Origin of the sequence: Lysinibacillus sp. GbtcB16 (assembly GCF_019091145.1) — a bacterium.
Taxonomy (GTDB): Bacteria; Bacillota; Bacilli; order Bacillales_A; family Planococcaceae; genus Lysinibacillus; species Lysinibacillus fusiformis.
In genome coordinates this window covers 1-25,619 of the sequence record NZ_JAGXJV010000017.1, presented here as the reverse complement: position 1 = coordinate 25,619, position 25,619 = coordinate 1, and the positions used below count along the sequence as shown (strand labels likewise).

22 protein-coding genes, 1 pseudogene and 1 riboswitch are annotated in these 25,619 nt (G+C 37.7%); of the genes and pseudogenes, 21 read left to right on the top strand and 2 right to left on the bottom strand.

Features of this window, described 5'->3' with window-relative positions:
* From KVT27_RS22285 to KVT27_RS22275, 3 genes are all read left to right on the top strand, one after another.
* The coding region (locus KVT27_RS22285; RefSeq protein WP_217581962.1) for a sulfite exporter TauE/SafE family protein at window positions 1-605 on the top strand (605 nt) is incomplete at its 5' end.
* A gap of 2 nt (window positions 606-607) precedes the next feature.
* Window positions 608-1,312 (top strand): DsbA family oxidoreductase, encoded by a 705-nt coding sequence (locus KVT27_RS22280; RefSeq protein ID WP_036147979.1) that lies wholly within the window; start codon window positions 608-610, stop codon window positions 1,310-1,312.
* A 231-nt stretch (window positions 1,313-1,543) separates the two neighbouring features.
* Entirely contained in the window at window positions 1,544-2,494 is a 951-nt protein-coding gene (locus tag KVT27_RS22275; protein WP_036121240.1) for a c-type cytochrome, read from the top strand.
* Window positions 2,495-2,531: 37 nt separating this feature from the next.
* Here KVT27_RS22275 and KVT27_RS22270 read toward each other — a convergent pair whose 3' ends face one another.
* On the bottom strand, window positions 2,532-4,226 hold the full coding sequence (locus tag KVT27_RS22270) for an FAD-dependent oxidoreductase (RefSeq protein WP_217581961.1): 1,695 nt from the start codon (window positions 4,224-4,226) through the stop codon (window positions 2,532-2,534).
* Between the two features lie 249 nt (window positions 4,227-4,475).
* On the opposite strand from KVT27_RS22270, the gene KVT27_RS22265 reads away from it, so the two are divergent.
* The gene (locus KVT27_RS22265; protein WP_036121235.1) at window positions 4,476-6,464 is read left to right on the top strand and encodes an ABC1 kinase family protein; all 1,989 of its coding nucleotides are present in this window, start codon (window positions 4,476-4,478) and stop codon (window positions 6,462-6,464) included.
* Window positions 6,465-6,812: 348 nt separating this feature from the next.
* Window positions 6,813-7,949 (top strand): C40 family peptidase, encoded by a 1,137-nt coding sequence (locus KVT27_RS22260; RefSeq protein ID WP_036147975.1) that lies wholly within the window; start codon window positions 6,813-6,815, stop codon window positions 7,947-7,949.
* A gap of 84 nt (window positions 7,950-8,033) precedes the next feature.
* Here KVT27_RS22260 and ytvI read toward each other — a convergent pair whose 3' ends face one another.
* On the bottom strand, window positions 8,034-9,092 hold the full coding sequence (gene ytvI / locus KVT27_RS22255; protein ID WP_036147973.1) for a sporulation integral membrane protein YtvI: 1,059 nt from the start codon (window positions 9,090-9,092) through the stop codon (window positions 8,034-8,036).
* Window positions 9,093-9,182: 90 nt separating this feature from the next.
* Between ytvI and KVT27_RS22250 the strand changes: the two genes are divergently transcribed.
* The 16 genes and pseudogenes from KVT27_RS22250 to KVT27_RS26790 form a co-directional block, all read left to right on the top strand.
* Window positions 9,183-9,734 carry a hypothetical protein gene (locus tag KVT27_RS22250; RefSeq protein ID WP_008175231.1) on the top strand — a complete coding sequence of 184 codons (552 nt, stop codon included), beginning with the start codon at window positions 9,183-9,185 and terminating at the stop codon, window positions 9,732-9,734.
* A gap of 87 nt (window positions 9,735-9,821) precedes the next feature.
* The gene (locus tag KVT27_RS22245) at window positions 9,822-10,367 is read left to right on the top strand and encodes a glutathione peroxidase (RefSeq protein WP_036121225.1); all 546 of its coding nucleotides are present in this window, start codon (window positions 9,822-9,824) and stop codon (window positions 10,365-10,367) included.
* Window positions 10,368-10,469: 102 nt separating this feature from the next.
* Window positions 10,470-10,668, top strand: a riboswitch (cobalamin riboswitch).
* A 162-nt stretch (window positions 10,669-10,830) separates the two neighbouring features.
* The gene (locus KVT27_RS22240) at window positions 10,831-11,388 is read left to right on the top strand and encodes a hypothetical protein (RefSeq protein WP_217581960.1); all 558 of its coding nucleotides are present in this window, start codon (window positions 10,831-10,833) and stop codon (window positions 11,386-11,388) included.
* Window positions 11,372-12,322 carry an ABC transporter substrate-binding protein gene (locus KVT27_RS22235; protein ID WP_217581959.1) on the top strand — a complete coding sequence of 317 codons (951 nt, stop codon included), beginning with the start codon at window positions 11,372-11,374 and terminating at the stop codon, window positions 12,320-12,322. The genes KVT27_RS22240 and KVT27_RS22235 overlap by 17 nt, the downstream gene beginning before the upstream one ends.
* 135 nt (window positions 12,323-12,457) lie before the next feature.
* Window positions 12,458-13,222: a tyrosine-protein phosphatase gene (locus KVT27_RS22230; protein WP_036121218.1), complete on the top strand. Its 765-nt coding sequence runs from the start codon at window positions 12,458-12,460 to the stop codon at window positions 13,220-13,222.
* Between the two features lie 136 nt (window positions 13,223-13,358).
* Window positions 13,359-14,726, top strand: coding sequence for an MATE family efflux transporter (locus KVT27_RS22225; protein ID WP_036147969.1), 1,368 nt, complete (start codon window positions 13,359-13,361; stop codon window positions 14,724-14,726).
* 2 nt (window positions 14,727-14,728) lie between these two features.
* On the top strand, window positions 14,729-15,562 hold the full coding sequence (locus tag KVT27_RS22220; protein ID WP_217581958.1) for a putative RNA methyltransferase: 834 nt from the start codon (window positions 14,729-14,731) through the stop codon (window positions 15,560-15,562).
* Window positions 15,563-15,641: 79 nt separating this feature from the next.
* On the top strand, window positions 15,642-16,244 hold the full coding sequence (locus KVT27_RS22215; RefSeq protein WP_036121211.1) for a lysophospholipid acyltransferase family protein: 603 nt from the start codon (window positions 15,642-15,644) through the stop codon (window positions 16,242-16,244).
* A 61-nt stretch (window positions 16,245-16,305) separates the two neighbouring features.
* Complete coding sequence (locus KVT27_RS22210) at window positions 16,306-16,767, top strand: low molecular weight protein-tyrosine-phosphatase (RefSeq protein ID WP_036147965.1); 462 nt, start codon at window positions 16,306-16,308, stop codon at window positions 16,765-16,767.
* A 203-nt stretch (window positions 16,768-16,970) separates the two neighbouring features.
* A complete protein-coding gene (locus KVT27_RS22205) occupies window positions 16,971-17,690 on the top strand; it encodes a YebC/PmpR family DNA-binding transcriptional regulator (RefSeq protein WP_008175214.1) in 720 nt (239 codons plus the stop codon).
* Window positions 17,691-17,760: 70 nt separating this feature from the next.
* Window positions 17,761-19,056 carry an arsenic transporter gene (locus KVT27_RS22200; RefSeq protein ID WP_036147964.1) on the top strand — a complete coding sequence of 432 codons (1,296 nt, stop codon included), beginning with the start codon at window positions 17,761-17,763 and terminating at the stop codon, window positions 19,054-19,056.
* Between the two features lie 76 nt (window positions 19,057-19,132).
* Entirely contained in the window at window positions 19,133-20,881 is a 1,749-nt protein-coding gene (locus tag KVT27_RS22195; protein ID WP_036147962.1) for a methyl-accepting chemotaxis protein, read from the top strand.
* A 213-nt stretch (window positions 20,882-21,094) separates the two neighbouring features.
* Window positions 21,095-22,837, top strand: coding sequence for a methyl-accepting chemotaxis protein (locus tag KVT27_RS22190; RefSeq protein WP_217581957.1), 1,743 nt, complete (start codon window positions 21,095-21,097; stop codon window positions 22,835-22,837).
* Window positions 22,838-22,915: 78 nt separating this feature from the next.
* Entirely contained in the window at window positions 22,916-23,491 is a 576-nt protein-coding gene (locus KVT27_RS22185) for a YdcF family protein (RefSeq protein WP_217581956.1), read from the top strand.
* A 77-nt stretch (window positions 23,492-23,568) separates the two neighbouring features.
* Entirely contained in the window at window positions 23,569-25,266 is a 1,698-nt protein-coding gene (locus KVT27_RS22180; RefSeq protein ID WP_217581955.1) for a M3 family oligoendopeptidase, read from the top strand.
* Between the two features lie 209 nt (window positions 25,267-25,475).
* A pseudogene (locus KVT27_RS26790) lies at window positions 25,476-25,619 on the top strand (AI-2E family transporter); the annotation flags it as partial.

Here is a 25,619-nt window from a genome sequence, read left to right as displayed (position 1 = left end):
TTTTTGCATCCCTTGCGGGTGTATGGGAATACCGCAAGGGTGGACTTTTAAATAAATCACTTATTATCTATATGGGTGGTGCTATATTAACAGGAAGTTTTGTTGGTAGTTTTGGTTCCAAATTTTTATCCGAGTCAGGCATCAATATCGTTTATGGTGTGCTAGCCTTAATAGCGGCAGACATGATGTTTATTCCAAAAAAACAAATTGATGATCAACCGTTGCAGGATGTCACATTTAATAAAAAATGGGCAATTTTATTGGCCTTAGTTGTTGGGGGTGGATCAGGTATTGTGGGAGCAGGTGGTGGATTCTTATTAGTCCCTATTATGTTAGTGGTTTTAGGGATTCCTACGCGTATGACCATTGCTACTAGCTTAGCAATTACATTTATCTCCTCCATAGGGGGAATGGTTGGGAAATTAATGACCGGACAAGTTGAATATTTCCCCTCGCTCATTATGATTATTACTAGTCTTATAGCGGCCCCGCTTGGTGCGAGAGCTGGGAAAAAATTAAATACCAAAAGCTTGCAAGGCATTTTGGCAATACTTATATTGGCGACTGCCATCAAAATTTGGATAGATATTATTGGGGGGATCTAACCATGAAGATTGAAGTATTTACGGATTTTACTTGTCCGTTTTGTTATATTGCCAAGCGAGAATTGGAACGTGCGATTAAGACAAGCGGCTATACGGGACAAGTAGAAATTGAATACAAGGCTTATCAAATAGGTCCGGAAACGCCTAAAGTAAATGCACCGAATTTTTTAGACACTTTGGCTATGAAGTATAACGCAACACCTGAAGAAGTACATGGCATGACAGAGAATATGGCATCAAGAGCTGCAGAAGTTGGGTTGACTTATAATTTTGAAATGATGACAACAGCTCACACTGAAAAAGCTCATCGATTAGCAAAATGGACACAGCAATTTGGCCAAGCATCTGCATATACGGAAGCACTGATGGCTGGTTATTTTATGGCTGGTGAAGATGTGAATGATGATTCCTTTTTATTAAGGGTGATTGCACAATTAGGTTTAGATATAGAGGAGGCGCAGGACATTCTAGCTACTAAGGTCTTTCTTGAGGCTTTAGATCAGGATCGATATGATGCACAGCAACTTGGTATACAAAGTGTGCCATTCTTTGTGTTTGAAAATCGTTATGGCATTAAAGGGGCAGAGCCAAATGAAGTCTTTGTGCGAACATTACATCAAACTGCAAAAATAGTGGGGATTCAGCCAACGATTCAATTAATGGGAAATGGTGAGGATACGTGTACGGATGGTGCATGTAACTTGTAAACCGATGGATAAGTGTCGAGTACTTAAAGTACTCGGCACTTTTTTGATTCATCCCCATACTGCAAGAGGTATTAAGTCGTGATTTCGGTGTTGTAGTACAATAATTTATGTATAATATATCCATTTTTATCATCTGAATGGTTCTATTTTATAGTGGTGTGAGAAAAATCACATCCAATAAAATGTTATGTTGCTAAAATATAAGTGAGTATACAAAGGGGGGTATTATAGATGAAACCTATAGTAGCAGGAGTAGCAGGGACAGTACTGTTAGTAGGCACAATTTTTGTAGCAACCATTATTAGTGACAAAATTACAGTTGATTCGATTGTGGAGGAGAATGAAACGACAGTGCAGACGCAATTACCAACGACAGCAGCTGCTCAGTCAGTTGTCTATGCTCCACCAAGTATTGACGAAGTGCCAGATGGACCAATGAAAGAAGCGATTTTAAACGGCTATGAGCTTGTTAATAACACACATGTTGCGGCGGACGAATATGTAGGGAACCAATTATCATGCACAAGCTGCCATGCTGGTGCTGGCTATGACGAGCAAGCATCATCATTAGTAGGAGTAATGGCTAATTATCCACAATATATTGGACGCTCGGGTGGTGTAGTTACAATAGAAGAGCGTATTAACGGCTGTATGGTTCGTAGTATGAATGGTAAAAAATTCGAAATGAATAGTGATGAGCTAGAGGCCATGGTCGCTTATTTTGCATATATTTCTGAAGGTGTTCCAATTGGGGCAAAACGTGAATGGGCAGGTACTAGCGATATGAAGAATGTACCGACTCCGAATGTTGACAATGGTGAGGAGCTTTATGGTCAGTCCTGTATAGCTTGTCATGCAGCTGACGGCTCTGGGACTGGTGCCAATACTGGTCCAGCATTATGGGGTGATAATTCCTTTAATGATGGAGCAGGTATGGCGCGTATGTCAAAAATGGCTGGCTATATTCAAAATAATATGCCAGTAGGTGCAGCAGGGACTTTAACAGATCAAGAAGCGGCTGATTTAGCAGCGTTTATTTTATCGCAAGATCGTCCTGAATGGCCAAATCATGATAAAGATTGGCCAAAAGGCGGAAAACCAAATGATATTATGACAAAAGAAAAACGTGAACAAGTTAAAAATGGTACGATTGATTGGGAAAAGGTACTATCTACAAACTAATGAAAAGGGATGCTGTTTTATGGGCATCCCTTTTCAATTACTTAAAATTATAAGCAGTGACAATTTTATCTCTGTTTGTTGTGACATCTGTAAAATATTCATATAGGCTAATACCCAGGAATGACCCGCTTACGTTAAAGACGTTAGAATAACCGCTATTTTGAAGGGCCATAACAGCATTATAGCTACGCTGACCGGATCGGCAATGTACATACACTGGTTGATCCTTAGGTACCTCATGCATTCTTTCTCGAAGTTCACTTAGAGGGATATTGTGTGCATGAAGGAGATGACCAGATTCAAATTCATTCTTTTCGCGTACGTCTAAGAAGTAGGCTTCATTTTCAATGAGTGTTCTCACTTCATCAACTTTTATTTGTTTGTAGTGTCCATGTAATTGATTTTGAGCTACAAGAGCTGCTAAATTGACAATATCACGGGCAGTGCTAAACATTGGGGAGTAGGATAGCTCCAGCTCCTTCAAATCTTCTAAAGTACCACCCATTGTGATGAGGGTAGCTATTACATCAATTCGTTTATCTGCATTGCCTTTACCTATAGCTTGGGCTCCGAGGATTTTACCGGTTGGTGTTTCATAAACGAGCTTAAAATGAAGCGGATTACTATTCGGCATTAAGCCTACTTTATCAGGAGCTATTAGATAAACGCTTTTCGCCTGAAAGCCATTTGCTAGAGCTGTTTTTTCGTTCAAACCCGTTGAAGCACAGGCAAGGTCGAAAATTTGTACACTTGAAGATCCGATAACCCCTTTATTGTGATGAGGGATGTTATACATATGATTAGCTGCAGCACGAGCTTGTCGCTGAGTGGGCCCGGCTAAAGCAAGTCGTGTCTGTTTATGGCTAAGCTGATGGAATACTTCAATCGCATCTCCCACTGCATATATGGAAGGATCTGATGTCACGTAATTAGCATCAACCTGAATGCCTCCGAGTGCACCGATAGTTAGCCCGGCTTCTTTGGCTAAGTGGATTTCAGGACGAACGCCAATCGCTAATACGACGGCTTGTGCTGTCAATTGTTTGCCAGAATTTAACGTCACATCACTTGGAGTAACCCTTGCGAGACCATCATTGACAATAACTTGAACCCCCTTATCGGTCATCTCCTTTTGCAATATTTGAGCCATATCATAATCAAAAGGGGCCATAATTTGTTGACCGAATTCAACTAAAGAGACATTATAGCCCGCTAGCTTCAAATTTTCCGCTACCTCTACACCAATGAAGCCTCCACCGATCACAGCAATATCCTGTACATGATCCGTTTGTAGGTATTGATTTAAACGGTTAATATCTACCACGTTTCTAATGGTAAAGACATGGTTTGAACGGATACCCTCTAGGTCAGGGACGATAGGACTTGCTCCTGGTGATAGAACTAATGTATCGAAACTTTCCTCATAATCTCTACCCGTTATTAAATTCTTAATGGTAATGGTTTTTTGTTCTCGGTTAATGCATACAACCTCATGCTGTACACGAGCCTCTATATTGTATTTTGTTTGAAAGGATTGAGGTGTCATTAAGATCAATTTGTCACTATTTTCAACAATCCCGCTTAAATGGAAGGGGAGAGAACGGTTGGAGAATGAAACATTTGGCCCTTTTTCAAACATAATAATTTCTGCCTTTTCATCGAGACGACGAATGCGGGCAGCAGTGGATGCTCCACCTGCAACGCCACCAACAATTAAAAATTTTTTACTCAATTGTCAACACTCCTTTTGCTTAATACATATAAGGGTATAAAAAAGCTTTTAAATATAGTTTTTTGTTATTGAAATCAATAAATAATGTAGTATGAGTACTACAAATTAAATAATATACCCTAAAGGGTATATTATCAAGGTGAAAGACTTCATTAATTTTCTAAGGTGTTCCTTGTGAAAGAAAGTTAATGTATAAATTTGCTATACTAACAGTAGTAGGAAATGGAAATGACAATGGAGGTGACACTGTTGATTTTTTTGAAATTTTTGATGCAAATCATTATAGTATCGGGTTTGATTTATATTGTGAGTGGACGATTAATAGGCTCTAATATTAATTTTGTACGAAGAGTGCTTTCAGTCGTCATTAGTGTGACATTAACCTCTTTTGTTTACTGGTACTCTTATTTACGTCATACAGATTTTTTGTCAGAAACCATGATGCAAACTGTTACAGAGGTCAGCACTTTAATTTGGATAGGGAGTATGCTACTCATTTCTATGTTGCTGTATTTGGTTTTTGAGCTCTTTGATCCAAGTGGCATTACAACTGGAGATCGTCGAAATGGTCAAAAATCTTTGCTCTTACGACTGCGGAGCTATTGGCGACAGCAGAAACGATTGCGACAAGTTTTAAAAATTGCAGTTACAAATGGTGTCGTCCAAACGATTAAATATGCAAGGCAACGTGAAAACGAAAAAGAGTTGGCGATTGCATTGCGCGCAACATTAGAGCAATGTGGTGGGATTTTCATTAAATTTGGACAAGTACTGTCTACACGTAAAGAATTATTTTCACCCATCTTTATAGATGAGCTAGAGATGCTACAACATCGTGTAAAGCCTTTACCAGCAGAGCAAGTGACAAGTATTTTAGAGCGCTCACTTCCACAATCAATGGATGAGTTATTTAGCCAATTTCAAATGGAGCCTATTGCAGCAGCCTCTATCGGTCAGGTGCACAAAGCACGGCTTAAAAATTATGAAGATGTTGTCGTCAAGCTTCTCCGTCCAGAAGTAAAAGGGATTATGCGCGATGATCTTGAAATTTTAGAGGAATTTGCAAATTGGCTTTCATCCAAATCTACTTGGGCAGAGTCACTAGGCTTTCGTGAGCTAGCTGGTGGATTCGCAGATGGGCTACGTGAAGAGATTCATTTAGATATTGAGGTACGTAATACGTTACAGGTAAAGAACGCATTATCGAAAAGTGATTATAAGGTTCGCATTCCAAAAATTTATACAGCTTACAGTAATGAAAATATTATAGTGATGGAATATATTCGTGGACAGAGTGTGGCAGATGGGGGATCAGAATTCAATCGTCTATCCATTGATCGCAGACAATTTGCTAGAACAGTATTATATTCTTTTTTTGAACAGATGCTTTTTTCAGGTATTTTTCATGCTGATCCTCATCCAGGAAATATTCACATTGATGAGAAGGATGGTACACCCGTATTGCTCGATTTTGGAGCAGTTGGAAGATTGGGGGCCACACAACAAGAGGGCTTAAAGCTATTTTTAATGGGTATTCAGCTCAATGACTCCAGTGTCTTGTACGATGGCTTAACACTATTAGTGGAAAATGCCGATCATGCGGAACGTGCAAGAATGGAACAAGCAATCGATCAAATTTTACTAAAAATCTCGTATGTTGACCGCATACCAACAGAAGAATTAATACATGCTTTATTTACAGTGGTGCGGGATTTTGGGCTAGCCTTTTACCCAGCGGTAGGTTTAGCACTCCGCTCGTTGGTGATATTAGATGGAACATTAAGGGTAATTGATTCACGTTTTGATATTTTTACAGAAGCTAAGGATTTCTCTGCTACATATATGCGTGCTTCTTTCCTAAAACCATTTAAAGAACCAATGGCTACAAAAGAACGGCTGCAAGAGGAATTATCGATGCTGATACCAACTTTGCGTAAAATGCCAAGAAGAGTGGATCAACTAATTCAGCGTGTAGAGAGTGGAAAAATTATTTTACATCACGATATATTCTCTGATGAGCATAATGCCCGATTCATTACCAACTTGTTTTCCCGATTCGTACTGCTTTTAGTAGGGATTACATTTGGAATTATATCTGTGGCTCTTTTAGCAATCTCACAATTTATCCATGATTCTTATGCAGTATATTTAAACACAGCTGCTTATTTAGGTTTATTTTTATGTGCAATTTTGTTAGTAAGGTTATCGATACAGGCATTGCGTTCCATGAAGCAGTAGGTAGGGATTATTCCCCTACCTCTTTTTTTTGAAACATTTCCAAGTAATATTACAAAAACATTACAAAGTAGGTCGTGTGACTATTGTCGAATTAGCTAATAACAGACTTGTGTAGAATATATAAGTGTATTGTAGAATAATCGGTATTTTACGCGAATGTTACAGAAATGTTTCGAATTTTACTAATGTATTAAATAGATAGGAAATAGTATAAAAGTTATGCTGAAAATGCTAAACTTTAAAAGGCTAAAACAAATATATAAGAACAATTGATTAAATATAGGATCGTTCAACAGATTACATAGAGTATTCAGAGCGAAATTGATAAATGAAGGGAATTGAAGGTACGTGGGTAAGCGCAATAAATGGCGTAAGTCGATGGTGCTCGCTTTAGCACTAGCAGGCGGCTTATTATTTAATACAATTCAACCAACAGAAGTACATGCTGAAGAAACTTCTCAACAAATGATTGAGAAAAAGGCTGAAATAGATGCACAAGTTAAAAAATTACAAGAAGAACTAACGAATTTACAAAAAGAGATCGACGAAAAAGTAAAAGTTTTTAAACAAGTACAAGCGGAAATTAAAGAAGTAGATGCTAGTATTGTTGAAACAAAAAAACGTATTGAGCAACGTTCTAAAATCTTAAGTGAACGTATGGCTGCATACCAAGCACAAGACAACACAGTGGGTGTTTATTTAAATGTAGTTCTTGAAGCAAAAAGCTTTGCTGATTTAATGGACCGTGTCGTAGCGGTTAAAACATTAATGGATGCTGACCAAGAATTAGTGGATCAACAAGAAGCTGACAAAGCGAGCTTAGAGCAACAAAAAGCCATTCTAGATGAAAAACAAAAAGAGCTTCAAAAGCAATTCCAAGAGCTTCAACAAAAGGAAAGCGAAATGGAAGTGAAAAAGGCTGAAAATGAAGCAAAATCATTAGCTCTAAAAGCTCAAATTGCTACAAAACAGGAAGAAGAACGTTTAGAAGCTGAACGTAAGGCAGCTGAAGAAGAAGCGGCTCGTTTACGTGCTCTTCAAGCAGCAACGCCAGTAGTACAAGCTACTCAAAATAACGGTGATGGTCAACAACCACAAAAAATTATCGTTGGTTCAGGCGCTGGTACTGCCTCTTCAGGTGATGCTATTTCTACAGCAAAACAATTCCTTGGTCGTCCATATGTTTGGGGTGGTAGTAACCCAACTTCTGGATTTGACTGCTCAGGTCTTGTACAATGGTCTTACAAACAAGCAGGCGTTTCTTTACCACGTACTGCATCACAACAATATTTAGCAACACAACGTATTTCTGCTGGGGAAGCACGCGTTGGTGACTTAGTATTCTTTAGCTATGGCTCAGGTGTAGCGCACGTAGGTATCTACTTAGGTAATAACACAATGATTGATGCTCAAAATAATGGTGTTGTCATTGAATCACTTGATTGGTGGAATCAATATTTAGTAGGCTTTGGTCGAATTCAATAAGCCTCTATAGTATATAGACGATTAACATGATAAAAAGGTCATCTTTGTAAGGGAAAAATACAAAGATGACCTTTTTTATTGGTATCAAATTTTGAAGTTTACTTTTATGATGCCTGTTTCCTTTAAGGCGATAAAGAAAATAATGACAAATGGCCCGACAAGTAAACCGATAATTCCAAATAACTGTAGTCCAATAAACATGGCAATTAATGTAGGTAAAGTTGATAACCCAATATGGTCTCCCATTAGTTTAGGCTCGACTACACGACGAATAATGAGTAAAATAGCAGCTAAGATGAATAATTTTACAGCAATAGCTGTGTTTCCCATTAAAAGGTGATAAAGCCCCCATGGTGCTAAAATAATAATGGAGCCTAAAAAAGGGACAATATCTATTAGCCAAATAATAATGGTCATGGTTATGGCATATTTCGGCTGGATTAATAAAAGTCCAATAAGTGTAACGCCTCCGATAATGAAGCTTACAAATAAATGTGCTTTCATATAGCCGAATGTCGCATCCTTTAAACGGTTTAAAATAATTTTTATTTTCTTTGCTGTGTTAGGCTTTAAATACTTATAAGTAATGCGCTTCAATTTCGGCAGATCTAGCATAAATAGGAATAGGGCAATCATATAGACGAGAAGACTGATAAATAGACTTGGAATCTCTGAAAAGAAGGCCGAAACTTTGCTATAATTAAAGAAGCTTAAAAACGTTTCTTCAATTTTCTTTATGAAATCCATTGTGGTTTTTTGAAGCGAAGTACTTACTTCAGGTGGAAAGTCTTCCGTGTATTTAGAAATATTTTCTTGCATATGAAGCCACATATCTGATAGCTTGGAAATATAATAGGGAGCTTGCTTAGACAATAAAATTATTTGCGTCATGATCTGCGTAATTGAAATATAGCAAATAATAGAAATGATAATGACACTCACTATGTATATAAAGGCAACTGCAATTTTTCGAGACATTTTCCAGCGCCTTTTAAAGAACATGACGATTGGTTCAAGGAAAAATGCGCTGATAGCTGCTAATATTAACGGCATAGATACCGGAATAATAAAGTAAGCGGCTATAATTAGGGACAGAATCACTAGCAATCGAAAAATCAATTTCCTAGCATTAAATTTATTCATAAACTCACCTTCTTTGCGAAAAAAATTAAGTTAAGTGTAACATAAATCAAGTTTTATGACGTTCTGAAACAATAAAGGTAGGGATAAATTATGGAAAAAGAGATTTTGCAACTTTTTAGTAATCTAACAGAGCGTGATCGAGATATTCAATATGAATCTTACGAGGAACTGATGAAAATTATGCAGGAGCCCGTAGATTGGACATATGCAGTGTGGGAACAGCTTGTACAAGCACTTACATATAAAAATGGGCATGCACGTGCACTTGCCGCACAAATTTTATGTGCTTTAGCTGCAAAAAGTGATCCCGAAGAAAGAGTATTAGAAGATTTTTTAAAGATTTGGGCAGTGACTTATGATGAAAAGCCCGTCACGGCAAGGCATACATTACAGGCTATTTGGAAAATTGGTTTAGCAGGCCAAGTACAAAGCGATTTAGTCGTATCTTATTTAGCCAAGAGATTTCAAACTTGTTTAGATGAAAAGCATCCTACTCTCATTCGCTATGATATTATTGTATCTTTAAAAAAATTATATGATCAAACGAGTGATCCTAAATTATTAGACATAGCCCATCGCTTAATCAATGAAGAGCAAAATGTTAAATATAAAAAGAAATATAAGTCAGCCATCCGTTCTTAGTAACGAGATGGTGTTTTTTGTGCAAACCTTTGGTAATGAGGAGATTAGTCAACTATAATATATGAAAAAAACAAAAGGGGTTAGGGAATGAGCATTTATAATTATTTAGTACGAAAGCCGAATGGTGAAATTTTATCAATGGAAACTTTTCGAGGAAAAACAATGCTAATTGTTAACACGGCCAATCAATGCCGATTTACATATCAATTTGAAGACTTACAAAAAATGTACGATAAATATGGCAAAAATAATTTTGTCGTTCTAGGATTTCCTTGTGATCAGTTTGGCCATCAAAATCCTGAAGATGGAGAGGAAACTGCGCATCTTTGTAAGGTCAACTATGGAGTTACGTTTCCCATTTTTGAGCTAGTCCAAGTAAATGGTGAGACGACACATCCTTTATTTAATTATTTAAAACATGAAGTCGATTTTCGTGAATTTGGAAAAGCAAGCATGCAGGAGAAAATGCTTGCTGAGGCAATTGTTCAACTTGCTCCAAGCTTTTTAGATGGTCGTAATATTCGCTGGAATTTTACTAAATTCCTAGTAGATGCAAGCGGAAAAACCATAGCTCGCTTTGAGCCTACAGACTCACAGCTTGATATTGAGCAAGCAATTGAAAAAGTATTGTAGTAGAGTGATTTTATGGGAATTGAAATACGTCTAAAACGGCTATCATTTTTGTACGCAACTATTTTTTCCTATCAATCTATGATAAACTGCTTTACAAGTGAATTATTCTTGCAGAATAAAGGTGCTAGCTAGCATAATCGGGAATTCGGTATAAGCCGAAGCTGTTTCCGCAACTGTAAGTACAGCTATTATAAAGATGAACCACTGTTTCATAGGAAAATGGGAAGGTTCTTTATAGCTCTTATAAATTATATAGGAGCGTTGTACAAGCCAGGAGACCGACCTTTATTTGAACGTATAACAACTCTTCGGAAGCTAGGAGGATATACGGCAAATACATAGGCAGTGTCGTGTTTCTATGACAATCATTATGTTATTTTCGTCGTTCCTTTGCGTGAGGAGCGACGTTTTTTTATGTTCTATAAAAGTGAGGATTTTCATTAAGAAAAAGGGGGACAGCAGGTTGAAAAAAGATACACGTTATTCTTGTTATCCTTTTATGCGAGAGAGGGCTTCAACTGTCGATTTTGAGATTCGCACAGATAGTTTAACAACGCATTTAGGGGTTGCGCTAGCTATAGTAAAGAAAGAGGATGTCCAAGTTGTTGCAGATGATTTAATGCAGATTTTACCTATGGCTTATCATGTGAATGGCTCGGTTCGTGGGAAGCTAGCAGTTACAGATGAGGATCTATCCTGGTTAAGTGAGCGCTATGATTTTTATGTAAGTCATGTGAAGGAAGAGATTCAAAATTTTGTTTTACCTCAAGGAACAGAGGCTGCTGCTGCTTTACATCTTTGTCGTAGTGAGGCGAAAAAATCATATCGAACTTTACACAAGGTTTCGGAAGAACGAGAGGTACCGACTATTCTCTTCGATTATTTAGGCTTATTAGCCAATGTATGTTTTGTAATGGCTGTCTATACGAATCAACAAGCTGGAATAGCTGAAATTCCGTTTATGAGTAAATCATATCCAATGAAAAAGAAAAAGGTGAATAATAATGAAGAAACTATTTAATTTACAATGGCTATCGGTTTTATTGCTAGCGCTCGTTTTAGCAGGTTGTGGAACTGCGGAAGATACAAAAAATAAAAATGGTTCTCAAGATGAACAAAAGATTGAGCAAACAAGTTACAAAGTAACCGATGATCGTGGCGTAGAAATAGAGTTTAAGGAAGTGCCAAAAACAGTTGTGTCCTTACAACCAAGTAACACAGAAATTCTATTTGCATTAGGGGTTGGCGATAAAATTGTAGGTGCCACTGAATATGATACATATCCAGAAGCCGCCCAAAAAATCGAACGTGTTTCTGATACTGTGAATTATAACAGTGAGCGAATTTTAGCGTTAAAGCCAGATGTTGTTATTGCGTATACGATTGGTGAGAAGGATGCACTTAAGCCACTCGAGGATGCAGGAATTAAAGTATTTGTTATTCAATCAGCGGCTACATTTGATGATGTATATGGAGATATCGAACAAATTGCAGCTGTTATGGATGTTAAGGATAAAGGCAAGGCATTAAACGAGGAAATTAAAGCAAAAATCGCTGATGTGCAAACAAAGGTTAAGGAAGTAAAAACACCAAAAAATGTTTATTTAGAAATTAGTCCGAAGCCAGAAATATATACAGCAGGCTCTAGCACTTTCCAACAAGAAATATTAAATGCGGCAAATGTAAAGAATGTGTTTGCAGATTTAGATGGCTGGAAGCAAGTATCTGAGGAAGATGTAATTGCGAGAAATCCAGACGTCATTTTAACAACAGTCAACTATACAGAAAATCCAATTGGAGAAATCCTTGCTCGTGATGGGTGGAATACGGTAACAGCTATTCAAAACAAGGCAGTTCAGTCCCTTGACACAGATATCTCAAATCGTCCAGGTCCACGTATCGGTGAAGCAGTTGAGCTTGTTGCTAAAGCTGTGTATCCAGAGTTATATAAATAAGATCGTAGAAAATGCTAGTTGTTTATTACAGCTAGCATTTTTTATTTTATTACCTAGTGTGAAAATTGGTATTCATGTAGTTTGTTCGATAGAATAAAGGTAAGAACGCTTATTAATATAGGGAGGTGTAGTTCAGTGAAGCAAGTACAAAAAAATATTCCGTTTGAGGCCGTTTATAATTTCCGAGATATGGGGGGATATCAAACGAGAGATGGGCGTGTTATAAGAAATGGCTTATTTTATCGCTCTGCCGCACTTGGTAAAATGACATCGACAGATAAAGAATTATTTGAAACATTAGGTATTAAAACAATTTTTGATTATCGTGACACAAATGAAGTACAACATAATCCTAATCCTGTGTTTCCACAAACTCGATATATTCAAATCCCTGCGAAGGGAAAGCATGCATTTGAAATGCCAACCAATACAGGTGGTAGAGAATTTTATAAAGTAGTTAACGCTGATATGTTCAAGGAATTTTATGCACAAATGCCTTTTCATAATCCCTCTTTTAAAGAATTAATGACGACTATACAAGACCCTGATAATTTAGGGCTAGTCCATCATTGCGCAGTTGGAAAAGACCGAACAGGAATTGGCGGAGCTCTTATTTTATTGGCTTTAGACGTACCTGAAGAGACCATTATGGAAGATTATTTAAATACGAATATTCATTTGCGTCCCATGGTAGAAAGAATGGCTCAAACGATCCAGCACCAGTATAATGAACAAGAATTACAGCAATTTTATGCTTTAATGTCCGCTCGTGAGGATTATTTACAGGCAGCGTTGGATGCTATGGATCATCGTTACGGCTCAAAGACAGCTTTTTTGGAGCAGGAGTTTGGTCTAACGGCTGATAAGCGTGAGCAATTACAGTCATATTGCTTAATCTAAATAAAATCCCTTTCACAAATTAGTGAGAGGGATTTTTTATGTGGAAGCGTTGTCTTCCTATAAATCTCTTTACAGTCTGAAAATTTATGATAAGATACAATAGATTTTTAAGAAAAGTATAGGAGAAGTGAAGGTATTGGCAGACACAATAAAAGAAACAAATAAGTTAAGTCTATTCCATTTAACATGGCCTATCTTTTTAGAAGTATTTTTATTTATGTTGATGGGACTAGCCGATACTTTTATGCTTAGTGCGCTATCAGATAATGCTGTGTCAGGAGTAGGTGCAGCCAATCAATATATTCATATCGCTATTTTAATTCTTGAGGTAGTCGGCAACGGTGCGTCCATTGTTGTATCACAATATTTAGGTTCGAAACGTTTTTTTGAAGCGGCTAAAATATCGGCTCTAGCAGTCACAATGAATTTGGCAGTTGGACTTATAATGAGTGTTCTATTTTTCTTCTTTGCTAGTCATTTAATGTCGATGATGAACTTGCAAGGTGAGGTACTTCATTATGCTCAAAGTTATTTAGTGATTATAGGGAGTTTTATTTTCCTTCAAGCAATCATTAATGCCCTTGCTGCAATTATTCGTGTTCATGGTTGGACGAAACAGACGATGTATGTATCACTTGGCATGAATGTACTGCATGTTGTACTTAATTACGGCCTGATCTTTGGGAATTTTGGTTTACCAGAGCTTGGTGTAAAAGGTGCAGCTATCTCTTCAGTGATTAGTAGAGGATTAGCGATGATCGTGTTTTTCTGGTTGCTTTATCAAGTGATGGAAGTACGAGTAAAGCTACACTACTACTTTGAGTATTCCAAGGAATATGTAAGAAAAATTTTAAACATTGGTTTACCGTCTGCCTTTGAGCAGGTTCTTTACCAGTTTTGCCAGATCATATTTTTATATTATGCCACATATTTAGGGGCAGAAACTTTGGCGGCAAGACAATATGCTATGAACATATCTATGTTTACCTATTTATTCGCTATTGCGATTGGGACAGGAACAGCCATCATTATCGGTAGGCATGTAGGTGCAGGAGAAAAGGATGAGGCTTATCATCAGCTGTGGACAAGTGTTCGAGCAGCATTTATTTTTACCATTATTATGGTTGGTGTAGTGACCATTTTCCGCAAGCAGCTGATGCATGTTTTTACAGATAACCCTGAGGTGATGGCTATCGGAGCATCTGTCTTGGCATTAAGTATAGTGCTAGAAACTGGTCGGACGATGAATATAGTCGTCATTAACTCTTTACGTGCCTCAGGAGACGCAAGGTTTCCTGTTAAAATCGGTTTTCTATCAATGGTTTGTATGAGCCTCCCGTTAGGTTACTTTTTTGTATTCGTCCTCGATTGGGGCTTAGTAGGTATTTGGTTAGCTATATCTGCAGATGAATGGGTAAGGGCAATTATCGTATACTTTAGATGGAAAAGCCGAAAATGGGAGCGTTTTGCCCTCGTTTCACCGAATGAACAGAAGGAGGAATAGCAATGGGAGCACTATCTAAACGTGCAATAGGAGCAGCATTGATCAATCAACATATTACGCTTTTTGCATGTCCGTTATGTCAGCAATCTATGCATGTCTATGAGCAGGGGAGCCTCGTTTGTTCTGCCAATCACTCTTTTGATATTGCCAAGCAGGGCTATGTCAATATGCTGACACATGGCTCTACTTCTAAATATAGTAAGAATCTTTTTGAATCTCGCAAAGCTGTTATTGATAGCGGGATCTATGATGTTGTAGAAGCAAAGATTGGGGAGCTTATTAACTCTGCGAATACAGTGCTCGATACGGGCTGTGGAGAGGGATCGCATTTAGCCCGTATTATGAATGAGAAAAAGAATGGGGTAGGAATCGGTATTGATATAGCTAAAGAGGGCATTTTGGCTGGGGCTCGACATTATCCACAGCAAATTTGGTGTGTTGGCGATTTAGCTAAGAGTCCTTTTGCACAAGGTAGCTTTGACGCTATTTTAAATATTTTATCACCGGCAAATTATGAAGAATTTAAAAGGCTTCTTGCGCCTAATGGCTGTATTGTGAAGGTTGTGCCACAAAGCGGCTATTTACAGGAGCTACGTGCTCAATTATATGCCGATTCGAGTAAGGAAACATATTCTAATGAACAAATTGTTGCTCGTTTCCAAGATAGTTTTGGCGAAGTGAATATAGAACGAGTCACTTATACATTGCCACTTGCTCAGGAGCTTGTCCCTGCTTTATTGGAGATGACACCGATGGGCTGGCATAAAAAAGATGAGACAGACATTGTATTAAGTGAAATTACGATTGATGTAGATCTATTGGTTGGAAAGGTGTAAGATGGTCACCTACAATTGCAGTATACTAGTCTTTTCGATTACAATGGGAATAACTATTGAATAAGGTAGGAATGTGACAGTGTATAAATTAGTAGCAAATATTGTTAAAGTAATATTAAAACTTATGGGTTCGAAGGCTCGTGTATATGGTGAGGAAAACTTGCCAAAAGAAGGTGGATATATTATAGCTTGTACGCATACAGGCTATGTAGATATTTTAAACCTCGGCGTTGCCATGTACCCTCAGGAAATTCACTTTATGGCGAAGAAGCAATTATTTGAAATGAAGGGTCTTGGCTGGCTTATTGAACATTTAAATGCCTTCCCAGTGGACCGTGATAACCCTGGTCCGAGCGTTATTAAAATTCCCTCACAGTTATTGAAAGAAGGAAAAGTAGTGGGGATATTCCCATCTGGAACACGTAATTCAGAAGGAACGGACTTAAAGCAAGGAGCCATTACAATCGCTCAATTGGCAAAGGCGCAAATTGTTCCAGCTGCCTACGTTGGTGCTCGTAATGCAGGAGATGTCATGAAGCGCGGTAAAGGCTATTTAATTTATGGAGAGCCGTTTTATGTAACGGGTAAAGGAAAAGAAGGTCGGGAACAATTTACTCAGCACCTTGAACGTGAACTAGTCGCTTTAACAGAAGAATTGGAAAATCGTATTGCAGTAAAATAAAATGAAGTGGCACTCAGAATCAAATTGATTTTGGGTGCTTTGTTGTGGGAGGATAATCGTAATGATTCAAGTACTTTTTGTTTGCTTAGGCAATATTTGTCGCTCGCCAATGGCAGAGGCGGTTATGCGTGAGCTGGTGAGAAAGGAGGGTTTAGACGATAAAATTGCTGTGGATTCTGCCGCAACAAGCTCATGGCATATCGATGAACCTCCTCACCGAGGCACACAGGATAAGCTTAGAGAATATGGTATTTCTACAATAGGAATGGTAGGTCGACAGCTACAAAAGGCTGATGTAGAAAAATTCACATACATTATTGGAATGGATGAGAGCAATATTCGCAATATCAGAACGATCTTAGGAAATCCTACTTCACCAAAGATTTTTCGTTTTTTAGATTTAACAGAACATCGTAAAGACGTTCCTGATCCTTATTACACAGGGGATTTTCAAGAAACCTATGATTTAGTGCTAGAAGGCTGTACGGCATTACTAGATAAAATTAAAGAGGAATGGTTATAGAAGGATGCTAAATAGCGTAAATCTTTACAGCTATTGCTACAGAAAAAATAAGCATAAACATTGGTATATCTAGCTTTGTAAGCATCATTATGTTATTATTTGCAGAGTAAAGATACGATAAGTATTTAATTACCATTTTAAGATGTGCAACTGCATATCTATTATTTTTTTATAAATCTATCCTTTGAAAGAGAGTGGAAACAATGGGTCGTAAGTGGAATAACATTAAAGAAAAGAAAGCGTCTAAAGATCAAAGCACTAGCCGTATCAATGCTAAATTTGGGCGAGAAATTTATGTGGCAGCTAAATCAGGCGAACCAGATCCAGAGTCAAACCGTGCACTTAAAGTGGTGCTTGAACGTGCAAAAACATATAGTGTTCCTAAACATATTATAGAAAAAGCCATCGATAAAGCAAAAGGTGGCGGTGACGAAAACTTTGATGAATTACGTTATGAAGGGTTTGGTCCAGCCGGCACAATGATTATCGTAGATGCTTTAACAAACAATGTAAATCGTACAGCATCTGATGTGCGTGCAGCATTTGGTAAGAATAACGGAAATATGGGTGTTAGTGGATCTGTCGCGTATATGTTCGATTCTACTGCAGTTATCGGTTTAGAAGGTAAAACAGCTGATGAAGTACTAGAAATTTTAATGGAAGCAGATGTAGATGCTCGTGATATTCTGGAAGAAGAGGAAGCGGTTATTATTTATGCAGAACCGGATCAATTCTTTGCTACACAAGAGGCATTAAAGGCTGCTGGTATACAAGAATTCACAGTAGCTGAGCTTTCTATGCTACCGCAGACTGAAGTAACATTAACTGGCGACGATGTTGCAAAATTTGAAAAATTAATTGATGCATTAGAAGATTTAGAAGATGTTCAAAACGTCTTCCACAATGCTGATTTAGGTGAATAATCCAATATTTTATTGATTGAGTAAACCAGTAGCACATAAAGCTACTGGTTTTTAATTAGGGAGGAAAATCATGCAGACTGCATTAGCGATTATTTTGTTTTTAGTGACTTTATTTTTTGTTATTGTACAGCCGCGTAAATTATCGATTGGTTGGTCAGCCTGTATAGGAGCTGCCATCGCACTCATAATTGGAGTAGTTACATGGCAGGATGTGCTGGAAGTAACAGGAATCGTTTGGAATGCTACTTTATCGTTTATTGGTATTATTATAATTTCCCTAATTTTAGATGAAATCGGCTTTTTTGAATGGGCTGCCCTGCATATGGCACGACTTGCTAAAGGAAGTGGTATACGTTTATTTGTCTATATTGCTTGCTTAGGAGCGATAGTATCAGCGCTATTCGCTAACGATGGGGCGGCGTTAATATTAACACCCATTGTTTTAGCGATGGTTAGAAAACTGAATATGACGGAAAAAATGATTTTCCCATTTATTATTGCTAGTGGCTTTATAGCAGATACAACATCCTTACCCTTTGTTATTAGTAATTTAACAAATATTGTATCAGCAGATTTTTTTGAGATAGGCTTTATGGATTATGCGATTCATATGGTTGTACCGAACTTCTTTTCTTTAATTGCAAGTATAGCTGTACTGTATGTGGTTTTTCGTCGTTCCATACCACAGTGCTATTCTCTCGATGCAGTTGAACAACCTAAGCAGGCGATTAGAGACCCGAAGTTATTTGCGATATCTTGGTATGTAATAGTAATTTTACTGGTGGGGTTTATAATCGGCGAAATGTTCCACGTTCCAGTGTCATTTATTTTATGTAGTGTAGCCGCTATTTTCTTATGGCTGGCAAATCGTAGTTCTTTTGTAGATACAATGAGAGTTGTCAAAGGGGCACCGTGGAATATAGTGTTCTTTTCCATTGGTATGTATGTGGTTGTTTACGGCCTGAAAAATGTAGGGATGACAGGTATACTAGCTAGTTTACTAGAACATGCTGTGCAGCAAGGATTCGTTGTAGCGACCATGACTATGGGATTTGTAGCTGCCGTTTTATCAGCAGTCATGAACAATCTACCAACAGTCATGATTGATGCATTAGCAATCTCTGAAACAAGCGCAACAGGCATGATGAAAGAAGGACTCATTTATGCCAACATAATTGGTACTAATCTTGGCCCAAAGATGACGCCAATCGGTTCACTTGCGACATTAATATGGCTTCATATTTTAGCTCAAAAAGGGATTAAAATTAGCTGGGGGCAATACTTTAAGTTCGGCATAATTCTTACCATTCCGACATTATTCGCTACTTTAATTGCTTTAGTTATTTGGATATCGTTATTAGCATAGTTTTATTGTCGAAATAGTGCAAATAATAGTACAATAGTTAATAGATTAACTTAGTAGTTTGTTAAAGGAGGTAAGCATGCGAACAACAGGTAAATTAAGTAATAGAATCGTGTTGATGTCATTTGTTATGTTAGTAGCTTTGTTAGCATTTTTTATTGTCACAACGATCTACACAGCGAAATCATCCGTCAATAAAACAATGGGTGCACAGGCTGTCGCTGTAGCAGAAAACATTGCGAAGCAATTAAACCCAGAGGACTATGAACAACTATCAAAGGACCCAAGGGAATCAAATTTATATTGGCAGCTAAGAGAAGAACTGAATGAATTACGTGAAATAAATGGGGTCCTGTATGCCTATACGTTTGCCGTTCCACAGGAAGATCAAAAAGTTCGATTTTTAGTGGATGGTATGCCAGCAGATGACCAAGAAAATGCAGGTGTTATAGGAGAGGAGTCTTCTTCTACATTATATAAAGATATTGAAAAAGTAATGGATACAGGAAGTTATTACTCTAATATTTTACATAGTGGTTTTGGGGATTATTTGTCTGGTACAGTACCATTAAAGAATGCAGCAGGAAATATTGTGGCGTTTATAGGGGTAGATATAGAGGCTAACGAGGTAAGTGGTGTAACGAATGCTGTATTGACAGCCATTTTGCCAGCATTAATTGTAGTAATGTTAGTTTTAACAGGAATTGTTATGTTTATAATGTACCGTTACATAAATCAAGCATTAAAGCCATTGGCAAATTTAGGGGACGCGGTATCAAGTTTTGCACAAGGGGATATCGTAAAGGCCACAATGGAGGTTGAAAAAATTCAGCTAAGAGGGAAAAATGAAATTTCTATGTTTGCACGAGCCTTTCAGGAGTCCTTACAAAAATTAAAAGAAACATTCCAAACCATTCAGCATCAAACATTCGCCTTACAAAGCGTTGTGAAAAAGATTGATGAAACTACACAACATGTTGAAACATCCAATGCTCAAATTGCTGAACGTATAGTTGAAATTGCTGCTGGTAGTGAGCAGCAACAGCAAAACAATCAAGAAGTTGTCTTAACGATGAATGAAATGTCGATAGGTATTCAGCGACTGGCTGATACAACTTCTGAGATTGCTGAATCATCCTCATCGATGACGGACCTAGTGGAAACTAGCGTGAATCATTCTCAAGAGGTCATATCTCAAATTCAAAACGTGGAATCCTCTGTTTTACGAACGGCTAATCATGTTGAGGAAATGGGAGATCGATTCGGCTCTATTGAAGAGATGGTAACAATTATTACGAGTATTGCTGACCAAACTAACTTACTGGCATTAAATGCGGCGATAGAAGCGGCGAGGGCAGGGGAGGCTGGTAAGGGGTTTGCAGTCGTTGCAGATGAAGTACGGAAGCTTGCTGAACTGTCGAAAGCATCAGCGGATGAAATACATACGCATCTGAAAAGCTTTAAGACTATTACAGCACGAGCATTACATGAAATGTCTGGAAGCGCGGTAGATGTACAAGCAGGTAATAGGGCTGTACAACGTATTGGTGAAAGCCTAGAACAAATATTAGAATCAGTTGTTGAGGTAAATAATAAGATTCAGGATGATTCAGCTGTCATTGAAGAAATGTCAGCGGGCTCTGAAGAAATATTAGCTACTACAGAACAGATGAATGATATTGCTCAGCATAGTGTGCAAGGAACAAAAGAAGTAGCAATGGCTTCTGACTTACAAGTAACAATGGTTTCAGAATTAAATGAAGTTGTAGCGATGTTAGACCAAACATCTAAAGAGGTAACTGAAACAATCAATACGTTCAAATTATGATCATTGTAAACTATTTTTCTATGAGAAGTTCTTGTAGAAAAATAGTTTTTTTACGCTAGTTGGAGAAAAATAAAAATATAATGAGCATGGATTTGTCGAAATAAACCAAATAGAGGAATTAATTTGCGTTTTATCCATTGCGGAAACTTCCAAATCATAACATAATATAAGTTAATATACTCTTTGAACGAGAAGAATAAGGGGGGCTAAAGTATGAGGTTTTTACGTTCGATACAGGGGAAACTAGTCGTTATTTCATTGGCACTACTAATTATTCCAAGTTTAATAATTGGCGTGGTTAGTTATAGTAAGGCGAAGAATGGTATGGAGGATATAGGAGAGCAAGTAATTTATAATAGTGTTCAATCTGCTTTGCAAATAATTGAACTCGCCAATGAAAGTGTTGAAAAGGGAGATATACCTTTAGATGTAGCACAGGAACGGGTACGCGAGGCTTTCTTGGGACCTAAGGATAGTGAAGGGAAGCGGGCGATTAATTATCCAGGTGATTTGGGGGAATACGGCTATATCTATGTATTAGATGATAAGGGAACATTAACAACACACCCTACTCGAGAAGGTGATAATCTTTGGAACGATCAAGATAGTAGTGGAAATTACTTTATTCGGGAAGTAACTGACCGAGCATTGGATGGTGGAGGTTTTACTAAATACGAATTTGAGCTACCAGGCCAGAATGTATTGGCGGATAAAATTATTTATTCAGCAAAAGATCCACATTGGGGATGGATTATTGCATCAGGTACATATATGCAGGATTTTAATGCAGAGGCAAACTCGTTACTAGTAGTCATTGGTTTGACGTTAGCAGGAGCTATTATCATAGGTGTTATGGTTGTTATTTTAGTATCTAGGCATTTGGCATTACCGGTCAAAAAATTATCGCAACGCGTACGTGAAGTAGCAAAGGGTAATTTAACTGTAGATATGGAGCATTTACAGCGTACAGATGAAATTGGCCAGTTAAATGAGGGCTTCAATGAAATGGTTGATCAATTAAAAACACTAATTTCAGATGTAGAAGAAGCAATTGTAGAAATTCAATCGACATCGTCAAATTTAACTGCGGTTGCTGAAGAAACAAATGCTTATGGCGATGAAATTGTTAAAGCTATTAATGAAGTATCGAATGGCGCCGTAAAACAAGCATCAGAGGCGGAAGATACAAATCGAACAGCTACTGAGTTTGCTCAACAAATTGAAGGATTGCACGATAAAAATGAATTAATGCTAGATGCATCACAACATATGCAAAAATCAAATGAAGAGGGTATCGTTAATATCGCTAGTTTAAAGGATAAGTCGCAGGAATCTTCTATGCTTATTCAGAATATTCAGTCCGTTTTTGGGAGTTTAATTGTGAAGGTACGTGAAATTGAAGGCATTGTAGGGACAATTACAGAGATTTCTGATCAAACCAATCTCTTGGCTCTAAATGCCTCTATTGAGGCTGCACGAGCAGGTGAACATGGCAAAGGGTTTGCTGTGGTCGCAGAGGAAGTACGAAAACTAGCAGATCAAACATCCGTAGCGACGGAGCTAGTTCGCACTACCTTAAAGGGGATTGAGAGTGAAACAAATTTAGTCAATGATGAAATGCAGAAAACGCACGTCATTGTAAGTCAACAAAATGATTCTGTCATGGTAACAGAGTTTTCCTTCAAAGAAATCAAAATGGCTGTGGAAAAAATCATTTCAATTATTGGTGATATGACCGATGGCGTAGAATATGTAAATAGCGCTAAGAATGATATGATGAAATCCATTGAAAGTATTGCAATGATCAGTGAAAAAAATGCCGCTGCTTCTGAAGAGGTGACAGCATCGGTAGATGAGCAACAACGAGCGATTCAGCTTATTAGTGAATCTTCCAATGATTTAACAGATGAAATTACAGCGTTACAGGAATCCATTAAACGCTTTATTTTAAGATAAAATTATTGAGGGTGCTTGGTAATCAAGCATCCTTTTTTTCTGTAGTCACGTTAATAAAAGGTAAGGGAGGGTTGATATGTGAAAAAATGGTTGATTAGATTAGGTGTTGTTCTAATAGTTATTGCAGTTGTCCTCTATATTTGGTTGGGAAAAGAAATTGAACGTGGGGTGGAAGCAAATGCAGATGGCTCGGCTAATTATATGATCATACTGGGAGCGAAAGTAAAACCAGGAGGTGTACCATCACTTTCGTTAAAAAGTAGATTAGAGGTGGCCGTTCCATATTTAGTAAAGTATCCACAAGTGAAGGTCATTGTGTCAGGGGGACAAGGACCCGATGAAGATCGAACGGAGTCATCCGTGATGAGAGATTATCTCGAGCAAAATGGTATTGATGCTACGAGAATTATCGAGGAGGATCATTCCACCTCCACGTACGAGAATTTAGTATTTTCTAAAGAACTTTTACCAAAGGAAACAAAGAAAATTACGATTGTTTCAAATGACTTCCATCTAAAACGTGCGAAATATTTAGCCGAGTCTTTAGATTTTGAAGTAGATGTAGTGTCAGCTAAGACGCCAAAGTCAGTAGAAGCTAAACTAAAAATAAGAGAGCGAGCGGCATTACTAAAAACATATATTGTAGGTTATTAAAAAATTGTTTCTTAATAGCTAAGATTTGACATATAATAGAAATATCACGGGGTATATGACAGAAAGAGGGGACTTCAATGAAAACGTTTAAAGACTATGAGTACAACCGTCCACATGTTGCGGGGATGAAAGAGCAACAATTAGCGCTCGTCGACCAATTTAAAAAAGCGCAATCGATGGACGAACAAAGTAACATCATTGAAAAATTAAATGCAATCAGTAATGACTTTGCTACAATGGCTAACTTAGTGTATATTCGCGCATCCATCGATACAAACGATGAATTTTATCAAGCAGAGCGCGACTATTTCGATGAAGTTAGTCCTGAGCTAGAAGAAGTAACAACGGAATATTATAAAGCATTGATTGCCTCACCTTTCCGTGAGCAACTAGAAGAAAAATGGGGTCAACAATTATTCGATCTCGCTAACTATCAAATTAAAGGGTTCTCACCAGAAGTCATTGATTTGATGCAAAAAGAAAATAAGCTAGCTTCTGAGTATAATAAGCTTGTAGCATCTGCACAAATCGAATTTAATGGTGATACTTTAACACTTGCTCAGCTTGGACCGTTTGCAGAGTCTACAGATAGAGCTACGCGTAAAGAAGCAACAAATGCGCGCTTTGGTTTCTTTGCGGAGCATGAAGATGAATTTGATCGCTTATACGATGAACTTGTAAAAGTACGCCATGAAATTGCGGTTAAACTTGGCTATAACAACTATGTTGAGCTTGGTTATGTTCGAATGAATCGTATTGATTATAACGCTGAGATGGTGAAGAAGTTCCGTGATCAAGTTCGCGACTTAATTGTTCCTGTAGCGACAAAGCTGTATGAGCGTCAGGCGAAGCGTATTGGGATTGACGATTTAAAATTCTATGATGAAGCACTGAACTTTTTATCAGGCAATGCGACGCCAAAGGGTGATCCAGAATGGATTGTGGCGAATGGTAAAAAGATGTATGAGGAGCTATCACCTGAAACGGGAGAGTTTTTCAATTTCATGATCGATCATGACCTTATGGACCTAGTGGCGAAGAAAGGAAAAGAGAGTGGCGGGTATTGTACATTTATTGAAAACTATCATTCTCCGTACATTTTCTCGAACTTTAACGGTACTTCAGGTGACATCGATGTGTTAACACATGAAGCTGGACATGCCTTCCAAGTTTATTCAAGCCGTAACATCGGCATTCCTGAATACTTATGGCCAACTTACGAATCTTGTGAAATCCACTCGATGAGTATGGAGTTTTTCACATGGCCATGGATGGAGCTATTCTTTAAAGAAGATACAGAAAAATATAAATTTACACATTTAAGTAGTGGTCTTTTATTCTTACCATATGGTGTTGCAGTTGATGAATTCCAACATGTTATTTATGAAAATCCTACAATGACACCAGCTGAGCGTAAGGCAGCATGGAAGAAAATTGAGGAAACATATTTGCCACATCGTGACTATGATCACAATAGCTACCTTGAAGCAGGTGGAATTTGGCAACGTCAGGGTCACATTTATGCTAGTCCGTTCTACTATATTGATTACACGCTAGCCCAAATTTGTGCCTTCCAATTCTGGAAGCGTTCACGTGAAGACTTTGAGGCGGCTTGGAAAGACTATATTCATCTATGTGGTTTAGGTGGCTCCATGTCATTTACAAAGCTTGTAAAAGAAGCAGGCTTAATTTCACCATTTGAAGATGGCTGTGTCGAATCAGTTATTGGTGAGATTGAGGCATACTTAAATTCTGTAGACGATTCCTGGCTATAACAAATACTGAAATTCGCTACACTTCCACGACTAGTAAAGTGGAAGAGAGCGAATTTTTTAGGTTGTTGGAAGGGAGCTTTTTAAGTAAACGCGAAAATGTGGTAGTAAATTCCCACTGAAAAAATTGATTGAGTCAAAACATACTAGGATACTTGCGAAATGGTTAATATATCAGTAGTATCTTGAGTAACGGCGATAAAAGGAAGTGAATGAAAGTGACGAGGAAGGTTTGGTTTCAAGTAGGTGTAGGGATACTACTTACACTATTAATAATTAAATATTTTATAGAAATTCATTGGATTTTTTCACCACTAGTTATCATATTAAAAGCCATTTTTATCCCTTTACTACTT